Source organism: Amycolatopsis albispora, assembly GCF_003312875.1.
Taxonomy (GTDB): Bacteria; Actinomycetota; Actinomycetes; order Mycobacteriales; family Pseudonocardiaceae; genus Amycolatopsis; species Amycolatopsis albispora.
In genome coordinates this window covers 2528437-2552453 of sequence record NZ_CP015163.1, presented here as the reverse complement: position 1 = coordinate 2552453, position 24017 = coordinate 2528437, and the positions used below count along the sequence as shown (strand labels likewise).

The following is a 24017-nucleotide window of genomic DNA, read 5'->3' as shown; positions in this document are numbered from 1 at the left end:
GCCGACCATGCCCGAGCTGGACGACGCCGTGCTCGGTGCGGGCCTGCTGGCCGGCACCGCGAACGTGATCATGCAACTCGGCCGCCCCGGGGTGGGCTACGGCGTGGCGGAGAGCAAGGTGCACAGCGGGAACGTGTTCCACCACCCGGTCAAGCGCACCCGGACCACGCTGACCTATCTCGCCGTGGCCACCCTCGGCACCGACGAGGAGCGGCGGGCCTACCGGCGCGCGGTGAACCGGCAGCACGCCCAGGTGCGCTCGACCGAGTCGAGCCCGGTCCGGTACAACGCCTTCGACGAGGACCTGCAGCTCTGGGTGGCGGCCTGCCTGTACAAGGGCTTCGAGGACACCTACACGCTGCTCGGCGGCGGCCGCGAGGTCACCGACGAGATGTACGAGGCCTCCGCGGCCTTCGGCACCACCCTCCAGGTGCGGCCCGAGAGCTGGCCGGCGGACCGCGACGCCTTCGCCGAGTACTGGGAGAAGTCGCTGGACCGCGTCGACATCGACGACCGCATCCGCGCGTACCTGACCGACCTGGTCGAGCTGCGGTTCCTGCCGCGGGTCGCGCGGCCGTTCGCGCCGCTGCACCGGTTCGTCACCACCGGTTTCCTGCCACCGCGCTTCCGCGAGGAGATGCGGTTGCCGTGGAGCCACCGCCGCCAGCGGCGGTTCGACGCGCTGATGCGTGCCATCGCCGTGGTGGTCCGGCTTTCCCCGGGGCCGCTGCGCCGCTTCCCCTACAACCTCTGCCTGTGGGACCTGCGGCGGCGCCTCGCCGCCGGCCGTCCGCTCGTCTGATCCGCGCGAAAGGTACCGAAAATGACCGACCAGGAAGATTTTGTCCGGGCGATCGGCGAGTTCTGCCGTCGTGAAGTGGACCGCAAGCCCGGCGTCCCGCACGACGACGAGCTGTACCGCAAGCTCGCCGACCTCGGCTGGCTCGGCCTGTCGCTGCCGGAGGAGTACGGCGGTGGTGGCCGCGGCATGGCCGATCTGGTGCTCTTCCTGGAGGAGACCGCGTACTGGCGGGCGCCGATCGGCGGGTTCGCCACCACCATCATCGCGGCCGCCGCGTACGAGAAGTTCGGCTCGGCCGAGCAGAAGCAGCGGATCCTGCCCGCGGTGGCGAACGGCTCGGTGCTGTCCATCTCGATGTCCGAACCGGAGGCCGGATCCGACGTCGGCGCGCTGAGCTGCCGTGCCGAGCGCGACGGTGACACCTGGGTGCTCAACGGGCAGAAGACCTGGTGCTCGAACGCGCATTTCGCCGAGCACATCCTGCTGGTCGCGCGCACCACGCCCGGCGAGGGCAAGCACGCGGGCATGACCATGTTCTCGGTGCCGGCGACCGCCGGCGGGCTGGCGATCCGCGGGATCGACACCATGGGCGGCAAGGAGGTCAACGATCTCTACCTCACCGACTGCGTGGTGCCCGCCGACGCCGTGGTCGGCACCGTCGACCAGGGCTGGAAGCAGTTGATGACCGGGCTGAACCTGGAGCGGATGATCCTGGCCGCGGTCATGCTCGGCACCGCCAGGCGCGCCTTCGACGACACCCTGGCCTACGTCCGCGAACGCCACCAGTTCGGCAGGCCGATCGGCACCTTCCAGGCCCTGCGGCACCGGCTCGCCGACCACGCCACCGAACTCGAGTGCACCCGGCTGCTGGTGCACGACGTGGCACGCAAGATCGACGAGAACCCGGAAAAGAGCCTGCCGCGCGAGGCGTCCATGGCGAAGCTGAAGGCCACCGAATTCGCCAAGGCGATGGCGCTGGACGGCATGCAGATGCTCGGCGGCTACGGCTACGCCACCGAATACGGCATGGAGGGGCTGCTGCGCTCGGCCGTGGTGTCCACTGTGTACGGCGGGACGAGCGAGATCCAGCGGGACATCATCGGCAAGACCTACGGGTTGTGAGCACCTCGGGCTGGTTAGGCTGTCGCGGTGCCCGCCGCCAGCCGTTCCGCGCAGATCGCCGCCACCGCGGCGGAACTGTTCTGCGCGCGCGGTTACCACAACGTCGGGGTGACCGAGATCGCCGCGGCACTCGGCCTGACCGGCCCGGCGATCTACCGGCACTTCCCCGGGAAGCGGGCGATACTGGTGGCCGCGATCGGCGATCTCTGCGAGGGTGTCGCGGCCGCGGTCGAGGGCCCGGCCGGTGGTTGCGGCCCGGCGGGGGAGCGGCTGGACGAGGCTTTCCGCGCGCTGGTGGAGCTTTCGCTGCAGCGGCGCACGGCGGCGCGGCTGTACCAGTGGGAAGGCCGCCACCTGTCGGGTCCGGAGTGGACACGGCTGGCCGGGCGGATCCGGGAAGTGCTGGAGCCGCTGCGGGGACTGCTGCGCCAAGCGCGGCCGGAACTGTCGAAACCGGAGGCGAGCCTGCTCGTGCGGGCCGCGCTGAGCGTGGTGGTCAGCCCGTCCACCCATCGTGCGACGCTCTCGCGGGCCAAGGCGCGGGAAACGCTGCTCGACTGCTGCCGCACGGTCCTGGCCGCGACCGGCCTGCCACCCGCGGACGACACGGTGCCGCCCTCGCCTTCGCTGGACCTGTTGCCACGCCGGGAAAGACTGCTCGCCGAGGCGGTGCGGTTGTTCCACCGCGACGGTTACCACGCGGTGGCGATGGAGGACGTGGGCGCGGCGGCCGGGATCAACTCGTCCGGGGTGTACCGGCACTTCGCGAGCAAGCCGGCGCTGCTCGCGGCGATCTACCACCGGGCGGCGGGACGGGTCGAGCTGGTCACCGTGGACGCGCTGACCGCGCTCGACGCGCCGGGCGATCCGCTCGAACGGCTGGTGCGCGGCTACACCGAGCTGACCTACGGCCAGGCCGAACTCGCCGGGATCTACCTGGCGGAGCACGGAAACCTACCCGAGGCCGACCGGGCCGAACTGCACCGCGTGCAGCGGCGGCAGGTCGACGTCTGGCTCCGGCTGACCGAGGCCGAACGGCCGGGGGACAGTCCCGGCGAACTGCGGTTCCGCGTGCACGCCGCGCTCAACGTGATCACCGACCTGGCCAGGGTGCGGCGGCCGCACGGCGGCCCCGCGCACGCCGAGCACCTGGTGCTCGCGCTTCTCCGGAGATAACCAGCAGCGAACCACGGTTAACTTCGAATCGGTGCATTGCGCCGCACGAGTGTCGTTTCTCCAGCAAGAGAGCCATCTTTGCCGGTCAACTGGTGTTCCGCGACGCCCGTTGTTACTGTGCATGCTCGCGACCGGCCGTTAATCCACGCCTCGGCAGAGGAGGTGCGCATGTCCGCCGTTGACACCGACCGTGGCCCGGTGGCCCGCGCCGCCGCCGAAGCCGGGGACCTGATCGCCTTCTGCTGGTACACCCTGCGGGCGCTGGTGCGCGCGGTGGCGGCCAGAACCCTTTCGTGGCGCGAAATCCTGCAGCAGTTCTGGTTCACCGCGTCGGTCACCACGCTGCCGTCGGTGCTGGTGATGCTGCCGTTCGGGGTGGCCGTGGCGCTCAACGTCGGCTCGCTCGCCGCGCAGATCGGCGCCGAGGCCTACGGCGGCGCGGTGGTCGCGTTCCTGATCATCGGGCAGGCCGGGCCGATGGTGTGCGCGCTGATGATCGCCGGGGTCGGCGGCTCGGCGATCACCGCCGATCTCGGCTCCCGCAAGATCCGCGAGGAGACCGACGCGCTCGAGGTGATGGGCATTTCGCCGGTGGAACGGCTGGTGGTACCCCGGGTGCTGGCCGCGACCGTGGTGTCGGTGCTGTTGTGCGCGGTGGTGATGGTCGTCGGCATCGGCGCCAGCCTGCTGTTCCACGTGTACGTGGTCGACGGCACCGCGGGCAGCTTCCTGGCCACCATGACCCAGTTCGCCTCGGTGTGGGACTTCGTCTCGGCCGAGCTGAAGGCCGCGGTGTTCGGCCTGCTGTCGGCGTTGATCGCGGGCTACAAAGGACTGACCGTGCGCGGCGGCCCGCAGGGCGTCGGCGACGCGGTGAACGAGGCCGTGGTGCTCGCCTTCATCGCGGTTTTTGTGGCGAACACGGTGATCAGCCAGCTCTTCGCGCTGCTGGTGCCCGCGCGGGGTGAGTACTGATGGCCGTCACGCCCGTACCGCACGCCGTGCGTGCCGCCGGAGCGGCCGGGGTGGACCGGCTCGCCGGGCTCGGTGTGCAGTTCGCCTTCTACGGCAAGGCTTTGGGCGCGGTTCCGCTGACCGTGACCAGGTACTGGCGGCACGTGCTGCGGCTGACCGGCGAGATCAGCTTCGGCTCCGGCGCGCTGCTCGCCGGCGGCGGCACGGTCGGCGTCATCTTCGCCATGTCGTTCGTCTCCGGCACGCAGGTCGGCCTGGAGGGCTTCCGCGGGCTGGACCTGGTCGGCCTGTCGCCGATGGCCGGGGTGATGTCGGCGGTGGCGAACACCCGCGAGATCGCGCCGGTGGTGGCCAGCGTGGCGCTCGCGGCGAAGGTGGGCACCGGGTTCACCGCGCAGCTGGGCGCGATGCGCATCTCCGACGAGATCGACGCGCTGGAGTCGATGAGCATCCGCGCGGTGCCGTTCCTGGTCAGCACCAGGATGATCGCCGCGTTCGCCGCGGTGGTGCCGCTGTACCTGGTCGGCCTGTTCGCCTCCTACGTGGCCACCGGGCTGGCCGTGGTCGAGCTGAACGGCCAGTCGCAGGGCACCTACGACTACTACTTCGGCCTGTTCCTGCCGCCGGAGGACGTGGTCTACTCCCTGCTCAAGGCGCTGGTCTTCGCCGGGATCGCCACGCTGGTGCACTGTTATTACGGCTTCTTCGCCACCGGCGGGCCCGAGGGCGTCGGCCGCGCGGCGGGCCGCGCGCTGCGGACCAGCATCGTGCTGATCATGACCACCGACGTGCTGCTGACCGTGTTGTTCTGGGGTGTGCACCAGACGCTGCCCGGGATGGCGCCGCAGTGAGCGCGCGGTGGCGGCAGGCGGCGGGCGGCCTGTTCGGGGTGGCCGTACTGCTGGCTGCGTCGGTCACCGTGGTCGCCTTCCGCGCGGGAGCCTGGCGGGACGAACCGGAGCTGACGCTGGTGGTACCCGCTTCGGCGGGACCGCTGCGCGCGCAGTCGCCGGTGCAGTTCCGCGGCATCGTGGTCGGCACGGTCACCGAGGTCCGCGGTGGCCCGCGGGAATCCGTGCTGACGCTGGCGTTCACCCCGGACAGCCTGGAAACCGTGCCCGCCGGGGTCAAGGCGCGCCTGCTGCCGCGCACGCTGTTCGGGGACCAGTACGTGGATCTCGCGGGCACCGGCGCGCCCGGGCTGGCGGCGGGCGGGCGGATCCCGCACGACGACAGCGCGCGGTCGGTGCAGTTGTACGAGGCGGCGACCCGGCTGTACGACCTGCTCTCCGCGGTGCGGCCGAGCGAGCTGTCCGCCGCGCTCAACGCGGTGGCCGATGCCTTGCGCGGCAAGGGAGAACACCTCGGGCGGCTGATCGACGACGCGCACGCCGTGGCCGGTGCGGCCGGGCCGGAGCTGACCGCCCTGCTCGCCGAACTGCCCAAGGTGTCCACGCTCACCGGCGAACTGGCACGCAGCGCGCCCGACCTGTTCCGCGCGCTGGACGACGCCGTCGCCATCTCCGACACCTTCGTCGCGCGCCAGGACGACTTCAAGAGCCTGCTGCTCGCCGGTGCCGACGTCGGCGCGGCCGCGGAAGCCCTGTTGCTGGACAACACCGATCGCACCATCAAGATCATCCAGAACGCCGCCCCGGTGCTGGACACCGCCGCGGCGCATCCCGGCGCGCTGACCGCCACGGTGAACAACCTCGGCTCCCTGCTCGACGCGGTGGGACGCGCCTTCGCGCACGGACCGTGGGTCAAGCTCGAAGCACCGGTCACTTTGGACAGTCCACGGCCGTACACCGCCGAGGACTGCCCGCGGTACGGCTCGCTCGCCGGGCCGAACTGCGGCACCGCACCGCCACCACCGGAACCGCTGCCCCTCCCGGAACCGACTCCACCGGGTGGCACGGTCGGCCCGGTGGGCGGTGCGCCGGAGAAGGAACAGCTGCGGCAGCTGTTCCCCAGCCCACCCGGCCGGTCCACTTTGGATCTTCTCGGCCTGCTGGCCGGGCCGATCCTGCGTGGCGGGCAGGTGCGTGCCGGATGAAGGCCACCGTCGTCAAGGCACTCGCGTTCGCCGTGGTTTCCGTGTGCTGCGGTGCTTTTGTGGTCAACACGCTGACCACGCCCCTGCGCTCGGCGGCCCACGGCTACCGCGCCGAGTTCACCGACGCCACCGGGCTCTACGCCGGTGCTGCCGTGCTGATCGGCGGGGTGCGTGCCGGGCAGGTCACGTCGGTGGGCATCGAGAACGGGCACGCGGTGGCCGAACTGGACATCGAGGCCCAGCACCACCTGCCCGCCGACGTGCGGCTGGTCATCCGCTACGCCGACCTGCTCGGCGGCCGCACGATCGCCGTGGTGCCGGGCCCGAGCGGGCCGGCCGGGCAGCCCGCGCTGGCGCCGGGATCGCTGGTGCCACTGGCGAACACGCAGCCCGCGCTCGACCTGACCGCGCTGCTCAACGGGTTCCGCCCGCTGTTCGACTCGCTCGACCCGGCGCAGGTCAACCAGCTCGCGGGCGAGCTCATCGCCACCTTCCAGGGCCAGGGCGGCACGGTGCGCAGCCTGCTCGCCAGAACGGTTTCGGTCACCGAGGACCTGGCGTCCCGGCGCGAGGTGATCAGCGGGGTGCTGGCCAACCTGAACTCGCTGGTGGATTTCAGCCTGACCCACCGCGCGGACTTCCAGGAACTTCTCGACTCATTGAACACGCTGGTCACCGGGCTGGCCGAGGACGCGGGCCAGCTGGGCGGCGCGCTCGACGCGGGCACCGACCTGGCCGCCACGCTGTCCGGTACGGTCGACCGCCTCGGCCCGGAGGTCGGCCCGCTGGTCAATTCCCTGACCGCGACCGGGAAAACGCTCAACGACAACTCGGACGCACTCGCTGATGCCGTCGGCCGGGCACCCGCGTTGCTCGAAGACCTCAACCGCACGCTCGACTACGGATCCTGGGTGAACATCTACGTGTGCAATCTCCGCCTCGACACCGGCCCGCTGGGTGAGTGGGACCTCTCCGGCGGCCCGCATTCGGCGGTGTGCCGATGAACTGGAGCCGCGGCAACCCGCTCAAGGCCGGAATGCTCGGGCTGGCCGCCGCCGTGCTGCTGCTGACCACGGCCGTGCTCGCGCCGTCGGGGTACTTCACCGCGACCACCGACGACTTCCACGCCGAAGTGGCCAACGCGAGCGGGCTGCGCGTGGACGACCCGGTCTACGTGGCCGGGGTGCCCGCCGGGCGGGTCACCGGGATAACACTGGCCGGTGACCGCGTGGACGTGGCCTTCCGGCTGGACCACGACGTTCCGCTGGGCACCACGACCCGCGCGTCGATCAAGCTGATGACCGTGCTCGGCCGCCGGTACCTCGGCGTGGAACCGGCGGGACCGGGCAGGCTGGCCGCGGGCGCGGTGATCCCGCTCGACCGCACGAGCGTGCCGTACCTGCTCGACGACCTCGGGCGCAACGCCCAGCAGGCCACCGCCGAGCTGGACCTGCCGCGCCTGCGGGAGGCGATCCGCACGCTCGGTGAACTGACCCCCGAGGACCCCGCGCAGCTCGGGCGCGCGCTCGACGGCGTCAGCGAGGTCAGCACGATCGTCACCGAGAACGACACCGAGATCGGGCGGCTGCTCACCGGCGTGCAGCAGCTGACCGACACCCTGCTGGCGCAGAAGGACAAGCTGGTCACCCTGCTCGGCAACGCGGACCTGGTGCTGCGGACCATCACCGACCGGCGCGACGCCATCGCCGCCATGCTCGCCGACGTCAACGAGCTGACCGCGGCGGCCACCCGGCTGCTGTCGGAGCACGGCCCGCAGTTCGACACGCTGCTCGACCAGCTGCACAGCATCACCGGCAAGCTGAGCACGAGCGAGCAGGACCTGGCCAAGACCGTCGGCCAGCTCGCCCCGGCGTCGCGGTACCTGGCCAACGCCACCGGCAACGGGGACTGGGCCGATGTGGCGGGGCCCGCCGGCCCGGTGCCCGACAACCTGCTCTGCGTGGTCGGCCTGGTCAAGGGGTGCCGGTGAAACGCGGGATCGCCGTGGTGGTGGCCGCCCTGCTGCTGGCGGCCGCCGGGCTCTGGTACTTCCGGGACCGGCCGTCGCTCACCCTGGTCGCCGAGTTCGCGCAGGCCGACGGCGTGTACCCGGGCAACAAGGTGACCGTGCTCGGGGTGGAGACCGGCACCGTGGTCGCCACCGAACCGCGGGGTGGCACGGTCCGCGTGACCATGTCGCTGCCCGCCGGCACGAAGATCCCGCCGGACGCGCACGCGTGGGTGGTCACGCCCGCGGTGATCAGCGAGAAGTACGTCGAGCTGGACCCGCCGTTCCGCGGTGGCGAACCGGCGGGCGACGGCACGGTGATCCCGGTGGAGCGCACGCACGCGCCGCTGGCCTGGGACGACCTGGTGCGCTCGCTGGACACGCTGCTGGTCGCGGCCGGGGACGGCTCGCTGGGGCAGGCCGTCCACAATGGAGCGAACGCGCTCGACGGCAACGGTGCGAAGCTCCGGGACGCGGTGCACGACATCTCCCAGGCCTCGGAGCTGCTGGCCGGGCACTCCGGCGACCTGACCGGGCTGCTCGGCTCGCTGGACCGGCTGGTCGCCGTGCTCGGCGAGCACAAGTCCACTGTGGACTCGCTGAGCGGTTCGGTGAGCCAGGCGGCGGAGCTGTTCGGCGCGCAGCGCGGCACCATCTCGGCTTCGGTGACCCAGCTCGCCGAAGCGCTGCGCCAGGTGTCCGGCCTGATCGAGCAGCACGGGCAGCCGCTGACCGGTGATCTGGCGCGGCTGAGCGAGCTGAGCACCACGATCCTGGCGCACCAGGGCCAGCTCACCGAAATCCTGGACACCGCGCCGCTGGCGTTCGACAACTTCGGGCGCGCGGTCACCCCGGACGGCAGGCTGCGGATCCGGCTGAACATCTCCACGAACCTGTCCCAGCTGCCCGGTGCCTACGAGCTTTGCCGGCAGTACCCGATTCCGCTGTGCTCGGGCGCGGGCATCGTCAACCCCATCCCGTTCCCGCCCGGCGCGGTGGACGGGCTCGGCCTGAACTCCGTGCTCGGGGGTGGCTGATGCGACGGCTGTGCTGCCTCGCCGTGCTGACGCTGGTGTCCGGCTGCGGCGTCGGCTTCCAGGACCTCCCGCTCGGCCGCACCCCGGACGGTGATTCCTACCGGCTCACCCTGGTTTTCGCCGACGCCGCCGGGTTGCCGGTCGGTGGCAAGGTCAAGCTCGGGCAGGCCGAGGTCGGCCGGGTCAGCGAGCTGCGCGCCAGGGACTTCCGCGCCGAGGTGGTGGTGGCGATCAGCGCCGGCGTGCCGCTGCCCGCCGGGACCCGCGCCCAGATCCAGGTGAGTTCGGCGCTGGGGGAGCAGTTCGTCGACCTCCAGCCGCCACCCGGCCCGGCCGCGGGCACGCTCGCCGACGGCGGGGTGATCGGCGTCGAGCTGACCTCGGGCGGCCCGGCGGTGGAGGACCTGCTCGCCGCCGCGGGCACCATGCTCAACGGCGCCGGGCTCGACCAGGTGCGCACCATCGTGGCCGAGGCGAACACCGCGCTGGGCGGGCGGTCGGCGCAGGTCAAGGAGTTGTTCGGGCAGCTGGATTCGCTGCTGGCCTCGGTGGACGCGCACCGCGGTGAGCTGACGCGCGCGATCGATTCGGTCGGCGCGCTGACCACGACGGTGAACGACGAGCGGGCCACCATCGAGGCCGGGCTGACCCGGCTCACGCCCGCGATCGAGGTGCTGAACGGCCACCGCGGCACGCTGGAGAACCTGCTCGGCCGGGTGACCACGCTCAGCCGCGTCACCGGCGAAGCGCTCGGCAAGACCGAACAGGACCTGCTCGCCCTCGTGCCGCAGGTGCGGCAGCTGCTCGGTGAACTCGGCGGGCTGGACACCGAACTCGGGGCCACGCTGGCGAAGATCGCGCCGTTCCAGGAAAACCTGGCGAGGGCGACCCCGAGCGACTACCTCAACGTGGACGGCAGGCTGGACGTGCCGAACACGCTGCTGCCGCTGCTGACCGGCTCGCCGCCCCCGCCGCCCGGCAGCGCGCCCGAACCCGGTGCGCTGGCCGACTTCCTGGCCAGGAGCGCGCGGTGAAGACCTGGCGCGGGCTGCCGCGCGCCACCATCGTGCAGCTCGCGTTGTTCCTCGTGGTCGCCGTCGCCTGCACGGCGTATGTCGGCGTGCGCGTGTTCGGCAGCACCTCGCTGGCGGGCGGATTCCTGGTCACCGTGCGGATGGCCGACACCGGCGGCCTGACCCCGGCGTCACAGGTGACCTATCGCGGGGTGCCGGTCGGCAAGGTGGAACAGACCAAGGTGCGGCCGGGGCTCGCGGGTGTGGAGATCACGCTGCGGATCCGGGACGGGGTCAGCGTTCCGGCGTCGGCGAGCGCGGTGGTCAGCATGGAAACCCCGATGGCGATCCAGAAACTGGACCTGCGCCCGGCGGACGACCGGCCGCCGTACCTGGCCGAGGGCAGCGAGATCGCCAGCGAGGCGACCAGCCGCCCGGTGCCGCTGGAAACGCTGCTCACCCATTTCCTCACCCTTGCCGACTCGATCGACCCGGCGGACCTGGCCACGCTGAGCCGCGAGATGTCGGCCGGGCTCACCGGCACCACGGCCGATCTCGAACGCCTGCTCGGCAACGCGGGCAAGCTCGTGGACGCGATGGCGCAAGGACGCCCGTCGATCGTGAACCTGACCGGGAACGCGGCCTCGCTGCTGGATGTCGCGAAGGGACACAGCGGCACGCTCGGCCGCACCACCGAATCGCTGCGGCAGCTCACCGGCGAACTGCGCGGGCAGCTCCCGGCGGCGAACACCGCGCTGGACACCGCCGTGCCGCTGGCGGAGAAGGTCGCGCCGCTGCTGCGCCAGGCGCAGCCGTCGGTGTCCACGCTGCTGGCGAACCTGGCTTCGGGCAGCCAGATCCTGGTGACCAGGACCCCCGCGTTGAACGAACTGCTGGTGGCCGTGCCCGCCACGCTGGACGAACTGGCGAGCATCGAGCACGGCGGCGTGGCGCACTTCTACCTGGTCGCCGCGCAGGGCCCGGCCTGCTACTACGGCACCGAGCGCCGCCCGGTGACCGATCCCGCGCCACGGGCACCGGAAACCGGCTGGGCCTGCCCCGGCGACCAGCCAGGGCTCCAGCAGCGCGGCGCGGCGAACGCCCCGCGCCCCGCGGCCGTCACCACCTACGACCCGGCGACCCGGCGGGCGGTCACCCCCGCCGGCCCGGTGGAACTCGGCGTCAACGGCGGGCAGGCCGCGGTGCTCGGCCCGCGCTCGTGGTCCGCCCTGCTGCTCCAGGGCGCGCAAGGAAAGGGAAGCTAGCCATGTCCGCTACCACCACGGTCAAGCCGTCGCCCACCCCGCGCCCGCGCGTGCCGGAACCGGAAAAGCCGCGGCTGCTGCGGCGGGTGCTCCGGCGGAAGGTGCTCGCGGCCGCGGTGCTGGTGTGCCTGGTCGCCGGGGGCGCGGTGGCCGCCGGGCTGCAGATTTCCCGGCTCACCGAGCAGGCGGACGCACGCAGTTCCGCCCTGGACGCCGGAAAGCGGTACGCCACCACGATCTCCACCTACGACTTCCGCGATGCGGCGGCGAACCTGAACGGTGTCGTGCAGCATTCGACCGACAAGTTCGCCAACGAGTACCGGAACTCCTCGGGTCAGCTGATGCAGCTGATCACCCAGTACCAGGCGACTTCGCAGGGCACCGTGCTGGACGCCGCGGTGACCGAGGCGAGCGCCGACCGCGCGGTGGTGCTCGCCTTCGTGGACCAGACCATCACGAACACCAATCTGAAGGACCCGCGGATCGACCGCAGCCGGATGAAGCTGACCATGCTGCGCGCGGACGGGGAATGGCGGCTCGACGAGATCACCCTGATGTAGCCTGCGGCGCGTGGAAGACGAGGTCGCGGCCGGACTGGTCCTCGATGCCGCCGAGGAACTGTTCTACGGGCGCGGGATCCAGGCGGTCGGCATGGACGCGGTGCGCGCGCGGTCCGGGGTCTCGCTCAAGCGCCTGTACCGGCTGTTCGCGTCGAAGGACGACCTGGTCGAGGCCTACCTGACCCGCCGGGACGAGCGCTGGCACGGGCGGTTGCGCGAGCACGTTTCGGCGGCCGGGGAGCCGGTGGCGCGTGTGCTGGCGGTGTTCGACTGGCTGGCGATCTGGTTCGCCGAACCCGATTTCCGCGGCTGCGCGTTCATCAACTCCTACGGTGAACTCGGCACCACCTCCGAACGCATCGCCGCGATTTCGCGGGCGCACAAGGGCCGGTTCCATGCGTACGTGGAATCGCTGGCCGCCGACGCCGGGCTGTCCGCCGAGGTGGCCGCCCAGCTGGTGTTGCTGGCCGAGGGCGCGATGGTGGTCGCGGGCATGGAAACCGGCGCGGCACCGGGCACCGCACCCGCCGCGGACGCCCGCCGCGCGGCCGAGACCCTCTTGCGTCCAGGCGCGTGGCCCTCGTAGGGTTCACCTGCGGAGAACGAACGTTCTCCGGAGTCTGGAGGGAAGTCATGGCCGAGCGCCCACCGCTGCCGCCGTTCACCCGTGAGACGGCCATCGAGAAGATCCGGCTGGCGGAGGACGCCTGGAACACGCGTGATCCCGAACGGGTTTCGCTCGCCTACACCACCGGCACGCGGTGGCGGAACCGCGCCGAGTTCGCCACCGGGCGGGCGGAGGTGGTCGCCCTGCTGCGCCGGAAGTGGGCCGCCGAGCTGGACTACCGGCTGATCAAGGAACTCTGGGCGTTCGGCGGCAACCGGATCGCGGTGCGCTTCGCCTACGAGTGCCACGACGACGCCGGGAACTGGACCCGCAACTACGGCAACGAGAACTGGGAGTTCGACGAGCACGGGCTGATGGCCGTCCGGCACGCGTCGATCAACACGCTGCCGATCGCCGAGGCCGACCGGAAGTACTTCTGGCCGCTGGGCCGCCGCCCCGACGACCACCCCGGCCTGTCCGACCTCGGACTGTGACCGGCCGATACCCCTGCCGGGCGAATCCGGGTCCGCCTCCGGGGTCTCACCGATGCGAACCGGGCGCGGAACCCGCATGGTGGAGGTATGACAACACCGACGAGGACACTGACCAGGTCGAGGGACAACCGGGTGATCGCGGGCGTCTGCGCCGGGATCGCCCGCAAGATGGGCTGGAAGCCGCGCACCGTGCGGGTGCTTTTTGTGGTCTCCTGCGTCCTGCCCGGCCCGCAGTTCCTGATCTACCTCGCCCTGTGGTTGCTGATCCCGCAGGACAAGTACTGAGCATGTGACCGCGTTCACCCCGCCGGGTCGTCACAGACCGGCCCCGCCGCCGGTTCAAGGGGCGACGGAAAGGGGAACGACATGGCAGTGCGGATCGTGGTACTCGGCGCCGGGTATTCGGGGCTGCTCGCGGCCAAGCTGGTCGCGAAGCGCACCGGCGCCGAGGTGACGCTGGTCAACGCGGGGGAGCGGTTCGTCGAGCGGGTGCGCCTGCACCAGCTGGCCTCGGGCCAGCCGATGCGGGACCTGCCCATCGCGGACCTGCTCGCGGGCACGCGGATCCAGCTGGTGGTCGACCGGGTGACCGGGCTCGACCCCGGACGGCGGGAGGTGAGGCTGGCCGTCGGTGAGCCCATCGGGTACGACCTGCTGGTCTACGCGCTGGGCAGCCGGGCCGATCTCGGCGCGGTACCCGGTGCGGCCGAGCACGCGTACACCGTCGCGGGCAACGACGACGCCGCCCGCCTGCGCGACCGGCTGCGCGAAAGCCGGGTGGTCGCGGTGGCCGGTGGTGGCCTGACCGGGCTGGAAGCGGCCACCGAACTGGCGGAGACGTATCCGGAACTCACCGTCCGCCTGGTGACCGCCGGTGAGTTCGGTGGTGCGCTGTCCGACCGCGGCAGGCGGCACCTGCGCAGCACCTTCGCCCGGCTCGGCATCGAGGTCCGGGACCGGGTGCGGATCTCGGAAGTACGGGCCGACGGGCTGGTGCTGGACGGCGGCGAGCAGGTGGCCGCCGACACGGTCGTCTGGACCACCGGGTTCCAGGTCTCACCAGTGGCCCGCGAGGCCGGGCTCGCCGTGGAGGACAGCGGACGCCTGGTGGTGGACGAGACGCTGCGCTCGGTTTCGCACCCGGAGGTCTACGGCATCGGTGACGCGGCGGCGGCCCGGCGCGCCGGCGGGCAGGAACTGCGGATGGCTTGCGCCACCGGCATTCCCGCCGCGGTCGCGGCGAGCAAGGCGATCGCGGACCGGCTCGCGGGCCGCACGCCGAAGCCGCTGGAGTTCCGGTTCTTCAACCAGTGCATCAGCCTCGGCAGGCGCGACGGCCTGATCCAGTTCGTGCGTGCCGACGACAGCCCGGTCGAAGCGGTGCTCACCGGGCGGCTGGCCGCGCTGTACAAGGAAACCGTCGTCCGCAGCACCATCCTGGCGGCGCGACGGCCGGGGATCGTGGCCGCGGTCGCCTAGGGCGTGAGCAGCGCGAGGTCCGGTGGCACCAGCGTGGCCGAGCGGACCAGCTCGCGGAGGAGGCCGTCGTCCCCGGTGTCCTCCGCGAGCACGCCCTCGGCGGTCAGCCGGAACCGCACGGTGGCCAGCACGAAGTCCACCCGCGCCACCGGCCACGGCTCGTGGGGGCGCAGTTCGGCCAGCAGCGCCGCGGCCTCGCGCTTCGGCACCGGCCGCGGGTTCGCCTCGTGCAGCAGGTAGCGGCAGCCGCAGGCGACCAGGACCAGCCGCTCGCTGGCGGTCAGCGAACGCCGCCGGGCCGGGCCGGTGGCCGGACCACCGCCGACGAACACCTCCAGCAGGTGCTCGCGTCCGCCGGCACCACGCACGAACAGCGGCGTGTACCCGCCGGCCAGCACGGCGGGTTCGTCGTCCGGGCCGAGCAGCCGCGATTCCGGCAACCGTAGCGGCGCCCGGCCGGTGTTGCGCACACACCATCGCCCGTCGTGGCGGGACAGTTCGCCCTGCCTCCGGCTGACCCGCACGTCGTGCTCGCCGACGCACACGTCCACCTCGGGCCTATTGCGCCCGAACACCACCACCCGCTCCTCGGCCGCGCCGACCGTCACCCCGCCGGTGGCGCTCAACGCGTGCAGCGACCCGGGTTCGGCCCGCGGCACCCCCAGCGCCAGGCTCGCGTGCCCGCTCGCGAGCACCTCGGCCATCGCGGCCTCCCAACGCCCTGACGATCCTCCGCGTCAGTGTCACAGGGGCGGCCGGGACCGATCCCGGAACGCTCTTCACGCAGTCCGCAAATACCTCGGTGCCTTCCGCACCGGAGCCGCCTCTTCGAACGCGGCGGCCAGTGAAAGCACTTCCGCGTCCGCCCATCGCCCGGCGAACAGGGAAACCCCGATCGGCAGCTCACCCGCGTACCCGGCGGGCACGCTGACGTTCGGATAACCGGCCACCGCGGCGGGCGTGGACGAGCCCAGTTCGAACGCGTCACCCGGGCCGTACGCGGTTTTCCAGGCCGGGCCGTTGGTGGGGGAGAGGATCGCGTCCAGGTCGTGCGCGGCGAGTGTGCCGTCAATGGACTTCCTGGCCAGCGAAGTGGCCGTCGCCCGCTGCTCGCGGTAGCCGGGGTCGTCGGTGCCGGGCGCGGTCAGCGCCTGCTCGAACAACTCCTGCCCGAACTTGCTCAGCTCCACCGGATCACGCCGGTTGAACTCGACCAGTTCCGCGATGCTCTGCGGCACGCCCGGTCGGGTTTTCAGATACGCGGGCAGATCCCGCGCGAACTCGCTCAGCAGTGCCGCGCCTTCGGCCGCGCCGATCTGGTCCTGATAGGGCAGTTCGACCTCAACCACCTCGGCCCCACGCGAACGCAGGACCCGAGCCGCCTCGCCGACCACGCGGTCCACTTCGGCGTTGATCCCGCTCTGCCGCCACAACCCGATCCGCGCGCCCTTCAACGCCCCGGACCGGAGTTCGAGAGCGGAGCCGACCGGCCCGGCCAGCGTCGCCGGATCGGCCGGATCACGGCCCTGCAACACGGAAAGCGTGAGCGCGGTGTCCACCACGTTCCGCGCCATCGGGCCCGCCGTGTCCTGCTCGGCCGAAATCGGCACCACGCCCGCGCGGCTGACCAGCCCGAGCGTCGGCTTCGCGCCGACCACACCGTTCGCCCCGGCAGGGCAGACGATCGACCCGTCGGTCTCGGTGCCGATCGCCACCTGCGCCAGCGAAGCGGCGACCGCCGCGCCCGAACCGGACGACGAGCCACACGGATTCCGGTCCAGCACATAGGGATTGTGCGTCTGGCCGCCCACACCGGACCAGCCCGAAGTGGACTTCGTGGACCGGTAGTTGGCCCATTCGGACAGGTTCGCCTTGCCGAGCACCACCGCGCCCGCCGCCCGCAGCTTGCGCACCAGGGTCGCGTCCGCGGCGGGCGGCTTGCCGCTCAGCGCCCGCGAACCGGCGGTGGTGTCCAGGCCGCGGGTGTCGATGTTGTCCTTCACCAGCACCGGAATGCCTTCGAGCGGCCCGCGTGCCTGCCCGGTGCGCCGCCGGTGATCGCTGGCGGCCGCCTGGGCGAGCGCCGTCGGGTCGACGGCCAGCACGGACCGCACCTCGCGGTCGACCGAGGCGATCCGGCCCAGGTACCGGCCGGTGAGCCCGGCCGAGCTGAGTTGCCCGCGGTCCATCATCCGCTGCAGCTGGGGGATCGTGCTGCGGTCCAGATCGAGCGCGGGCGCCGCCGGTGCCGGAACGGCGAGCCCGGCCGCGAGAACGAGGGAAAGCGTGACCACCCGGAGAATGCGCACACCGCACCCAACCTTCCCGGCCGCCCGGCCGTCAAGAGCTCCGAGCACGGTAAAGGGCCGCGGGCAGCACATTCCTTGGTCGTCCACCGGTCGGAATGCGCTGCCCGCGGCCCGGGCGTGAGGAGGCTGCTCGGGGTTGCCTCCTCACGGGCTTCAGGGAGCGTCGGTGCCCAGCGTGTAGGTGCCGGAACCGCTGTAGGCGTGCACGCGCCAGCGGTACGTGCCCGCGGTGCCGTTGTAGGTCACCGTTTCGCTGGCCGCCGGGCTGGTGCCGCTGGCCACCGCGGCCCAGCTGCTGCCGTTCCACTTCTGCAGGTAGAGGTCGAAGTCGCTGCCCGCCGGTCCGGCCAGGCAACCGCGGTGCGTGCCGGAGGTCGTGGTGGTGTAGGAACCGCCGTTGGGCTGGATGGCGTTGCCACCACTGGCCAGGTTGCCGGTGTAGGTGTTCTCGGCGTCGTCGCAGTCGCCGCCCGGCGGGTTGCCGCCGTCGGTGACCAGGGTCAAGCCGTAGGTCTGCAGGATCTCGTTGACCGGCTGGAAGTAGGTGGTGCCACCGGAACTGCAGTTGCCGGAACCACCCGAGGTCACGCCCTGGGCCTGGCTGCCGGAGATCGCCGAGCCGCCCGAGTCACCGGGCTCGGCGCACGCGCTGGTGCGGATCAGGCCGCTGACCGTGCCCTGCGGATAGGTGACCGAGGAGTTGCGGGCCTGGATGGTGCCGCAGCGCCAGCCGGTGGTCGAACCGGACCGGCAGATCGACGAACCCACCGGGGCGTCCTGCGAACCGGCCACCGGGATCCGGCCGCCGGCGTAGTTGTTCACCGCGCCGATCGGGGTGTTGCCCGCGGCGACGCGGACGTAGGCGTAGTCGTTGCCGGGAAAGCTGGAACCGGCGAACTGGCCGGTCGGCTGGCTGGTGCTCGCGCCGGTGTTGCCGCAGTGCCCGGCGGTGACAAAACCGTCGGTCACCGAGAAACCGACCGAGCAGCGCGTGCCGCTGCCGATGTAGTAGGCGTTGCCGCCCACCACGTCGATCAGCGGGCGCGGGGATTCGGTGGAGGCGACCACGCTGACCGCGTCGGCGGGCACTCCGCTGGCCGCGACGAACGAGTGCGCGGCACCGAGCGCGGCACCGCGCGACAGCAGCACGATCTTGTTGCTCGGCACGTCCACGTACCAGCCGGCCACCGTGCGCGGGCTGCTCGCGCTCCGGTTGTCCAATTTGGACTTCAACGCGTCGAGCTGCGCCTCGGTGCGGGCGACCACCACGGCCTCCGCGCCGTCGGCCCGCGCCGTCTTCGCGGCGTCGTCGCCGGTCACCGCGACCACCAGCTTGGCCTTGGCCGGGTCGTACCAGGAACCGCCGTAACCATGGGAAAGCTTCTTGCGCAGCAGGCGATCCGTCTTCGCGGCACGGTCCTCATCGGACAGCCGGGTGGCGGCTTCGCCCGCGCTGATGCCGAAGTCCCGCTGCAGTGCGCCGAGTACTTCGGCCGAGGTGCCCGCGACGGCGGAGGTGACCGTCATCGCGGTGATCACGCCGGAGACCGCGACGGCGGCTCCGAGCAGGGCGACCAGGCGTCTGGCCATGGTGGTGCTCCTAGCGGTGAGGGGGCCGGGTTAAGCGACGTTAACCTTGGCTTCCACACGGCGGGAGATACCGTTTGCGTCATACCACCGGCGTCGGGCCCGGCACGCCGAACTCCGGGTGCTCGCGCAGGAAGGCCGCGTAACGCGGGCTGCGCGCGGTCACGTCCCGGTAGGCGGCACGGGCCAGCTCGAACAGCCGGGGCGCGAAAGCGGCCGCGGGGGCTTCGGGGTGCCAGCCGAGCAGATTGCGCCACCGCAACGGGTTCCCGGCGATCGGCACCGCCCGCACCCCGGGCATCCGGCGCAACATCGGCTGGCACAGCACCACCGCGTCGCCGGACTCCACCAGGTCGATGCAGCTGGTGACGTCGGTTTCGTAGAGTGAGCGCGGGGAGAACCCGGCGCGGGCGCAGGCGGCGGCGAAGCAGTCGCCGAAGCAGCCGTCGCCGGGGGTGGCGCCCCAGTCCGCGTCGGCCAGGTCGGCCAGCTCGACGGCGTCCGCGCCGGCCAGCGGGTGGTCGTCGGACAGCAGCACAAAAACGGGATCGGTGGCAAGCGTGCGCCAGTCGAGGCCGGGCTGCGCGGGCGGTTGCGCGTCACCGCAGACCCCGGCCAGGGTGAAGTCGAGACGGCCTTCGGCGACCATCGCGGCCAGCTCGTCCGCCGACCACGAAACGTGCGTGGTGATGCGGAGGCCGGGAAGGCTGGTGTTGAGCTGGTGCACCAGCCCGCCGAGCACGTGCCCGTTCGCCGAGCCGATCCGCAGCCGGGCGGGGGTGCCGTTCCCGGCGCTGCCCACCGTGTTCGCCAGCCGCGCGGCCTCTTCCTTGAGCGTGGACACCGCGGGCAGCAGCAGCCGGGCGCGGGAGAGCACCAGCTCGCCGAGCGGGGTGGGCCGCACCCCGCGGCGGCCGCGGTCGAACAGCGGCCCGCCGAGCGTGCGTTCGATGCGGTGGAGCTGGGCGGTGAGCGCGGGCTGCGCCAGCCCCAGCGCCGAAGCGGCCTTGGTGATGCTCCCGGCTTCGGCGACGGTGCAGATGATCCGGAAATGGCGCAGTTCCAGCTCCATACGCCAACGTTAGGGGCCAGGGGCGAGCGGCGACAGCCCTGCCGCTACTGCACTCTCACGGCGTGGCCTACGTAGGCCATTCGGCCCAGTGCCGCTCGCCCCCGGATGGTGCCTACTTGCCGACCGGTTCCGGCAGGGTGTCCACGCCCGGCACACCGCGGCCGCGCAGGGAAGCGCCCCTGGTCTCCGGGGTGAAGATGAGCGCCAGTGCGCCGATCAGGCAGGCCGCCATCATGTAGTACGCCGGGACGATGTTGTCCCCGGTCTCGGCGATCAGCCACTCGTTGATCACCGGCGCGGTCCCGCCGAACAACGCCGTCGAGACGTTGTAGGCGATGGCGAACCCGGCGTAGCGCACGTGGGTCGGGAACATCGCCGGGAACATCGCGGAGATGGTGCTCAGCTGCGGCACGTAGAGCAGGCCGAGAATGGCGAAGGCGAGGATCGCCGCGCCGAACCCGGTGCCCATCAGCTTGAACAACGGGATGGCCAGCACGAACAGGCCGATCACCGAGATCCACCACATGGTCTTGCGGCCCCAGCGGTCCGACAGCGCGCCGGAGAACGGCAGCAGGCACATCATCGCCAGCTGCCCGATGATGATCAGCGTCAGCGAGTCGCTGGAGCTGAGCTTGATCTGGCCCTCCAGATAGGTGGGCATGTAGGCCAGCAGCGTGTAGTTGACCACGTTGAGCGTGACCACCAGCCCGATCAGCAGCACCAGCGGCTTCCAGAACGCGGCCAGGTCGCGCAGCTGCGTCTTGGTCTCGTGCGTGGTCTCGCCCTTGCTCTCCAGCTCGCGGAAGACCGGGGTGTCCTCGAGCTTGCTCCGCAGGTAGAGCCCGATCAGCCCGAGCGGGGCGGCGATCAGGAACGGCAGGCGCCAGCCCCAGTCGCCCATCGCCTCGGCGCTGAGCGTCTTCTCGAAGATCAGCACCAGCAGCGCGCCGAAGGTGAACCCGGCCAGCGTGCCGAACTCCAGGAAGCTGCCGTACTTGCCGCGCTTCTTGTCCGGGGCGTACTCGGCCATGAAGGTGGCCGCGCCGCCGTACTCGCCGCCGGTGGAGAAGCCCTGGATCATCCGGAGCACGATCAGCAGGATCGGCGCGGCGATGCCGAGCGTGGCGTAACCGGGGAGCAGGCCGACGCAGAAGGTGGCGCCGGCCATCAGCAGGATGGTGGTGGCGAGCACGCGCTGACGGCCGAGGCGGTCACCCAGCGGACCCCAGACCATGCCGCCGAGCGGGCGGATCAGGAACGAGACGGCGAAGACCAGCAGGCTGCCGAGCGTGGACGCGGTCGGGTCCTCACTGGGGAAGAAGGCGTCGGCGATGTAACTGGCCGTGTACGCGTAGACACCGTAGTCGAACCACTCCGTGGCGTTACCGATCGCGGAGGCGGCGATCGCCTTCCGGAGCGTTTTCTTGTCCGGTTCCGCCACCGGGCCGGCGCTACCGTCTTGCTGGCTGACCATGAAAGATCCTCCGAAATCTGGAAGGCAGTGGCCGCACCACGTTCGGCCCCCGATACCGGTCGAACGCTGTTCATGGCCGTCACCGCGCCCTCGCGTGTGTTGCCTGCGGCTTGTCGATTCAAGCACCTCACCAGCGATTTCGCTGGCCGAACTTCCTCCCCGTCAGCTCGTGCCTATGGCGTTGGGGAAGGACCTTGGTCAAGGACCAGGTGTCTTGTCAAGTTCACCCGCCGATAATCCGCTTTGCACCGTGCGGAATTCGGGCCGTCCGGTCCGGACTGTCCACTGAGGACACAGCAGGCAAGCACTGCGGCACAACGGTATTCTCCGGTGCGCTAAGGTTTCCCCCAGCATCGGCACGGGAGGGATCATGACGGCGGTGTCCGGCCTCGCGCCCGCGCACGCGCGGGTGTCCGCGCTGGTGGCGGGTCCGCGCGAGGACCGGCTCGGCGCGCCGGTCCCGCGCGGGAGTTATTCGATCGAAATACTGCCCGGCTCGGCCGCGGCGCCAAATCGATCGAGGGTGTCACCGCCTTCGTGCTGGTGATGGCTCCGCCGGACCGGCGGCGGGACCCCGGTTTTGTCCGGCCCCGAGAGGGAACTGCCGGACGGCCCGGCGGGCGTCCGGCTAGCCGCTTTTCCCTTGCCGGGCCGCGAGCTGCGCCGCGGCGAAGGCGAGCTTGTCCGGGTTGAGCACGGTGCGGATTTCGGCGCACCGCCCGTCGCGCAACTCCGGCACCATGACCGCGATCAGTGCGCCCGCCTCGAACACCAGCAGCGCGGGTTCGCCGTTGACCACCTCGACGGTGAACTCGGCGGCCCGCGCCCGCGGGTGGCCGCCGAGCCCGGTCAGGAAGCGCAGCACCTTGGCGCGGCCGAGGATCGGGCGCCGCCCGGCGCCGACCTTGCCGCCGCCGTCGGACCAGGCGACCACGTCCTCGGTGAGCAGGCGTTCCAGCGCTGGCAGGTCGCCGTCGAGGGTGGCCGCGAGGAACCGCTCGACGATGCCGCGCCGCTCGTCCGCGGAAGCTTCGAACCGCTTGCGCGGCTCCCCGACGTGTTCTCTCGCACGCCGGTACAACTGACGCGCGTTGGCTTCGGTGACGCCGAGAATGTCGGCGATCTCACGATGGCTGTAGTCGAAGCCCTCGCGGAGCACGAACGCCGCCCGCTCCGCCGGGGTGAGCCGCTCCAGCAGCACCAGCACGCCGTACCGGAGGGAATCGCGCTGTTCGGCGGTTTCGGCCGGGCCCGGCTCGCTGACCACCGGCTCCGGCAGCCACGGGCCGGTGTAGCGCTCGCGGCGGGCCCTGGCCGAGGTGAGCCGGTTGAGGCAGAGATTGGTGACCACCCTGGTCAGCCAGGCGGGCGGGGTGCCCACCGGCTCGCTCTTCTCCCAGCGGAGATAGGCCTCCTGCACCACGTCCTCGGCCTCGGCGGCCTCGCCGAGCATCCGGTAGGCCAGCGCGAACACACGCGGCCGCGCGCTCTCGAACTCCTCCAGTGGTCCAGCGGTCACGCGCCCAGCTAACCACGGGCCTCCGGGGGCCACTACGACACTCGGGGCGGGTGGGGCACCGTTCGTCCGCCGCCGAAGGTCGCCCTGGTCACCGAGGGTGATGGAGTGACCGGGATCACCTTGCCCGTTCGCGCTCCCGGGAGCGCTCAAATAGCCGCTACCGCCAGGTACTCGCCTTGGCGTAGCGTCCTCCGGCAGGTGTACACCGTCGCTTTTCCGGCCCTTTCCTTCCCTGCCTTGGAGGCCGTTCGTGAGTCGACGTTCCCTGCGTACTTTCCTGGCACTGGTCGGTTCCGCCGCAGCCGCGGCCGCCGTCGCCAGTCCCGCTTCCGCCACCGGGAGCACCACGGCATCCACTTTGGACGCCACCGCCGAACCCGCCGTGCTGGCCGCGGCGCAGGAGTCGCTGAGCCAGCGGCTCGGCGAGTCCTACGCGAGTTCCTGGCTCGACGGCGACGGCAAGTTCGTCGTCGGCACCACCGACGCTTCGCGCACCCGTGACATCCGTGCCGCCGGCGCGGTGCCCAAGGTGGTCGAGCACAGCGCCGCCGAGCTGGCCGGTGTGCAGTCCACATTGGACGGCAGAGCCGGTTCGGTGCCCGACTCGGTCACCGGCTGGTACGTCGACGTGACCACCAACGACGTGGTGGTTTCCGTGCTGCACAACGATCCGGCCGGCGTCGCCTGGGCGAACTCGGCGGGCTCGGCCGCGGTGCGCGTCGAGCCGACCACCCAGGCCAACCATCCGAAGTGGAACCTGATCGGCGGCCAGGCCATCTACTTCGGCGGCGGCCGCTGCTCGATCGGCTTCAACGCGCGCAACTCCGCGGGCACCCGGTACGTCATCACCGCCGGGCACTGCACCGAGCTGGGCGGCAGCGTCACCGGCACCGGCGGCGCGATCGGCTCGGTTTCGGGCAGTTCCTTCCCCGGCAACGACTACGGCGTGATCCGGGTGACCAGCTCGTCGGCGGTGTCCACCCCGCTGGTGGACCGCTGGTCCAGCGGCTCGGACGTGACCGTGGCCGGGTCCACGGTCAGCCCGGTGGGCAGCCGGATCTGCCGCTCCGGCTCGACCACCGGCTGGCGCTGCGGCACCGTCGGCGCGTTCAACCAGACGGTGAACTACGGCGGCGGTGACATCGTCTACGGCCTGACCCGCACCAGTGCCTGCGCCGAGCCGGGCGACTCCGGCGGTTCCGTGGTCAGCGACCCGGGCTCCGGCACCCGCGTGCAGGCGCAGGGCATGACCTCGGGCGGCTCCGGCAACTGCAGCACCGGCGGCACGACCTTCTTCCAGCCGGTCAGGGAGGCGCTCAACGCCTACGGCCTGACCCTCTACACCGGCTAGTCCCGCGACACGAATGTGGCTTTCGGGGCGGATTTCGCCCCGAAAGCCACATTCATGTTCACCGGGGGAGCGGGGAAAACGATTGGCGCGCGGGCGGGCGTCCGGCGCAGA

24 protein-coding genes are annotated in these 24017 nt (G+C 71.6%); 18 read left to right on the top strand and 6 right to left on the bottom strand.

Annotated features, from left to right (window positions below; all coding sequences use genetic code 11):
- Positions 1–7 precede the first annotated feature (7 nt).
- From A4R43_RS11905 to A4R43_RS11830, 16 genes are all read left to right on the top strand, one after another.
- On the top strand, positions 8–802 hold the full coding sequence (locus A4R43_RS11905) for an oxygenase MpaB family protein (protein WP_113692401.1): 795 nt from the start codon (positions 8–10) through the stop codon (positions 800–802).
- 21 nt (positions 803–823) lie between these two features.
- Positions 824–1924 carry an acyl-CoA dehydrogenase family protein gene (locus tag A4R43_RS11900; RefSeq protein ID WP_113692400.1) on the top strand — a complete coding sequence of 367 codons (1101 nt, stop codon included), beginning with the start codon at positions 824–826 and terminating at the stop codon, positions 1922–1924.
- Between the two features lie 27 nt (positions 1925–1951).
- Positions 1952–3100 (top strand): TetR/AcrR family transcriptional regulator, encoded by a 1149-nt coding sequence (locus tag A4R43_RS11895; RefSeq protein ID WP_113692399.1) that lies wholly within the window; start codon positions 1952–1954, stop codon positions 3098–3100.
- 168 nt (positions 3101–3268) lie between these two features.
- Positions 3269–4075, top strand: a complete 807-nt coding sequence (locus A4R43_RS11890) for an MlaE family ABC transporter permease (RefSeq protein WP_113692398.1) — start codon at positions 3269–3271, stop codon at positions 4073–4075.
- The gene (locus A4R43_RS11885) at positions 4075–4926 is read left to right on the top strand and encodes an ABC transporter permease (protein ID WP_113692397.1); all 852 of its coding nucleotides are present in this window, start codon (positions 4075–4077) and stop codon (positions 4924–4926) included. The genes A4R43_RS11890 and A4R43_RS11885 overlap by 1 nt, the downstream gene beginning before the upstream one ends.
- Positions 4923–6131: an MCE family protein gene (locus A4R43_RS11880; RefSeq protein ID WP_162788416.1), complete on the top strand. Its 1209-nt coding sequence runs from the start codon at positions 4923–4925 to the stop codon at positions 6129–6131. The genes A4R43_RS11885 and A4R43_RS11880 overlap by 4 nt, the downstream gene beginning before the upstream one ends.
- Complete coding sequence (locus A4R43_RS11875; RefSeq protein ID WP_113692396.1) at positions 6128–7135, top strand: MCE family protein; 1008 nt, start codon at positions 6128–6130, stop codon at positions 7133–7135. Before A4R43_RS11880 ends, A4R43_RS11875 begins: the two co-directional genes overlap by 4 nt.
- The gene (locus tag A4R43_RS11870; protein WP_113692395.1) at positions 7132–8121 is read left to right on the top strand and encodes an MCE family protein; all 990 of its coding nucleotides are present in this window, start codon (positions 7132–7134) and stop codon (positions 8119–8121) included. Before A4R43_RS11875 ends, A4R43_RS11870 begins: the two co-directional genes overlap by 4 nt.
- The gene (locus A4R43_RS11865; RefSeq protein WP_236808923.1) at positions 8118–9176 is read left to right on the top strand and encodes an MCE family protein; all 1059 of its coding nucleotides are present in this window, start codon (positions 8118–8120) and stop codon (positions 9174–9176) included. The genes A4R43_RS11870 and A4R43_RS11865 overlap by 4 nt, the downstream gene beginning before the upstream one ends.
- Positions 9176–10210 carry an MCE family protein gene (locus A4R43_RS11860; protein WP_113692393.1) on the top strand — a complete coding sequence of 345 codons (1035 nt, stop codon included), beginning with the start codon at positions 9176–9178 and terminating at the stop codon, positions 10208–10210. The genes A4R43_RS11865 and A4R43_RS11860 overlap by 1 nt, the downstream gene beginning before the upstream one ends.
- Positions 10207–11454 (top strand): MlaD family protein, encoded by a 1248-nt coding sequence (locus tag A4R43_RS11855; protein WP_113692392.1) that lies wholly within the window; start codon positions 10207–10209, stop codon positions 11452–11454. The genes A4R43_RS11860 and A4R43_RS11855 overlap by 4 nt, the downstream gene beginning before the upstream one ends.
- A gap of 2 nt (positions 11455–11456) precedes the next feature.
- Positions 11457–12014 carry a hypothetical protein gene (locus A4R43_RS11850; protein WP_113692391.1) on the top strand — a complete coding sequence of 186 codons (558 nt, stop codon included), beginning with the start codon at positions 11457–11459 and terminating at the stop codon, positions 12012–12014.
- A gap of 10 nt (positions 12015–12024) precedes the next feature.
- Positions 12025–12600 (top strand): TetR/AcrR family transcriptional regulator, encoded by a 576-nt coding sequence (locus tag A4R43_RS11845; protein WP_113692390.1) that lies wholly within the window; start codon positions 12025–12027, stop codon positions 12598–12600.
- A gap of 47 nt (positions 12601–12647) precedes the next feature.
- Positions 12648–13115, top strand: a complete 468-nt coding sequence (locus A4R43_RS11840) for a nuclear transport factor 2 family protein (protein ID WP_113692389.1) — start codon at positions 12648–12650, stop codon at positions 13113–13115.
- A gap of 87 nt (positions 13116–13202) precedes the next feature.
- The gene (locus A4R43_RS11835) at positions 13203–13400 is read left to right on the top strand and encodes a PspC domain-containing protein (RefSeq protein ID WP_113692388.1); all 198 of its coding nucleotides are present in this window, start codon (positions 13203–13205) and stop codon (positions 13398–13400) included.
- Between the two features lie 81 nt (positions 13401–13481).
- Entirely contained in the window at positions 13482–14594 is a 1113-nt protein-coding gene (locus A4R43_RS11830; RefSeq protein WP_113692387.1) for an NAD(P)/FAD-dependent oxidoreductase, read from the top strand.
- Here A4R43_RS11830 and A4R43_RS11825 read toward each other — a convergent pair.
- The 5 genes from A4R43_RS11825 to A4R43_RS11805 form a co-directional block, all read right to left on the bottom strand.
- Positions 14591–15298, bottom strand: coding sequence for an FHA domain-containing protein (locus tag A4R43_RS11825; protein ID WP_113692386.1), 708 nt, complete (start codon positions 15296–15298; stop codon positions 14591–14593). The genes A4R43_RS11830 and A4R43_RS11825 overlap by 4 nt on opposite strands.
- Positions 15299–15373: 75 nt before the next feature.
- Positions 15374–16975, bottom strand: a complete 1602-nt coding sequence (locus A4R43_RS11820) for an amidase (protein WP_113692385.1) — start codon at positions 16973–16975, stop codon at positions 15374–15376.
- Between the two features lie 81 nt (positions 16976–17056).
- Complete coding sequence (locus A4R43_RS11815; protein ID WP_113692384.1) at positions 17057–18493, bottom strand: S1 family peptidase; 1437 nt, start codon at positions 18491–18493, stop codon at positions 17057–17059.
- Between the two features lie 79 nt (positions 18494–18572).
- A complete protein-coding gene (locus tag A4R43_RS11810) occupies positions 18573–19562 on the bottom strand; it encodes a LysR family transcriptional regulator (protein ID WP_113692383.1) in 990 nt (329 codons plus the stop codon).
- 112 nt (positions 19563–19674) lie between these two features.
- On the bottom strand, positions 19675–21036 hold the full coding sequence (locus tag A4R43_RS11805) for an MFS transporter (protein ID WP_113692382.1): 1362 nt from the start codon (positions 21034–21036) through the stop codon (positions 19675–19677).
- Positions 21037–21406: 370 nt separating this feature from the next.
- Between A4R43_RS11805 and A4R43_RS42665 the strand changes: the two genes are divergently transcribed.
- Positions 21407–21583, top strand: a complete 177-nt coding sequence (locus A4R43_RS42665) for a hypothetical protein (protein WP_162788415.1) — start codon at positions 21407–21409, stop codon at positions 21581–21583.
- An 81-nt stretch (positions 21584–21664) separates the two neighbouring features.
- On the opposite strand, the gene A4R43_RS11800 is transcribed toward A4R43_RS42665, so the two are convergent.
- A complete protein-coding gene (locus A4R43_RS11800) occupies positions 21665–22555 on the bottom strand; it encodes an RNA polymerase sigma-70 factor (protein WP_113692381.1) in 891 nt (296 codons plus the stop codon).
- Positions 22556–22805: 250 nt separating this feature from the next.
- Between A4R43_RS11800 and A4R43_RS11795 the strand changes: the two genes are divergently transcribed.
- Complete coding sequence (locus A4R43_RS11795) at positions 22806–23906, top strand: S1 family peptidase (RefSeq protein WP_113692380.1); 1101 nt, start codon at positions 22806–22808, stop codon at positions 23904–23906.
- Positions 23907–24017: the final 111 nt, after the last annotated feature.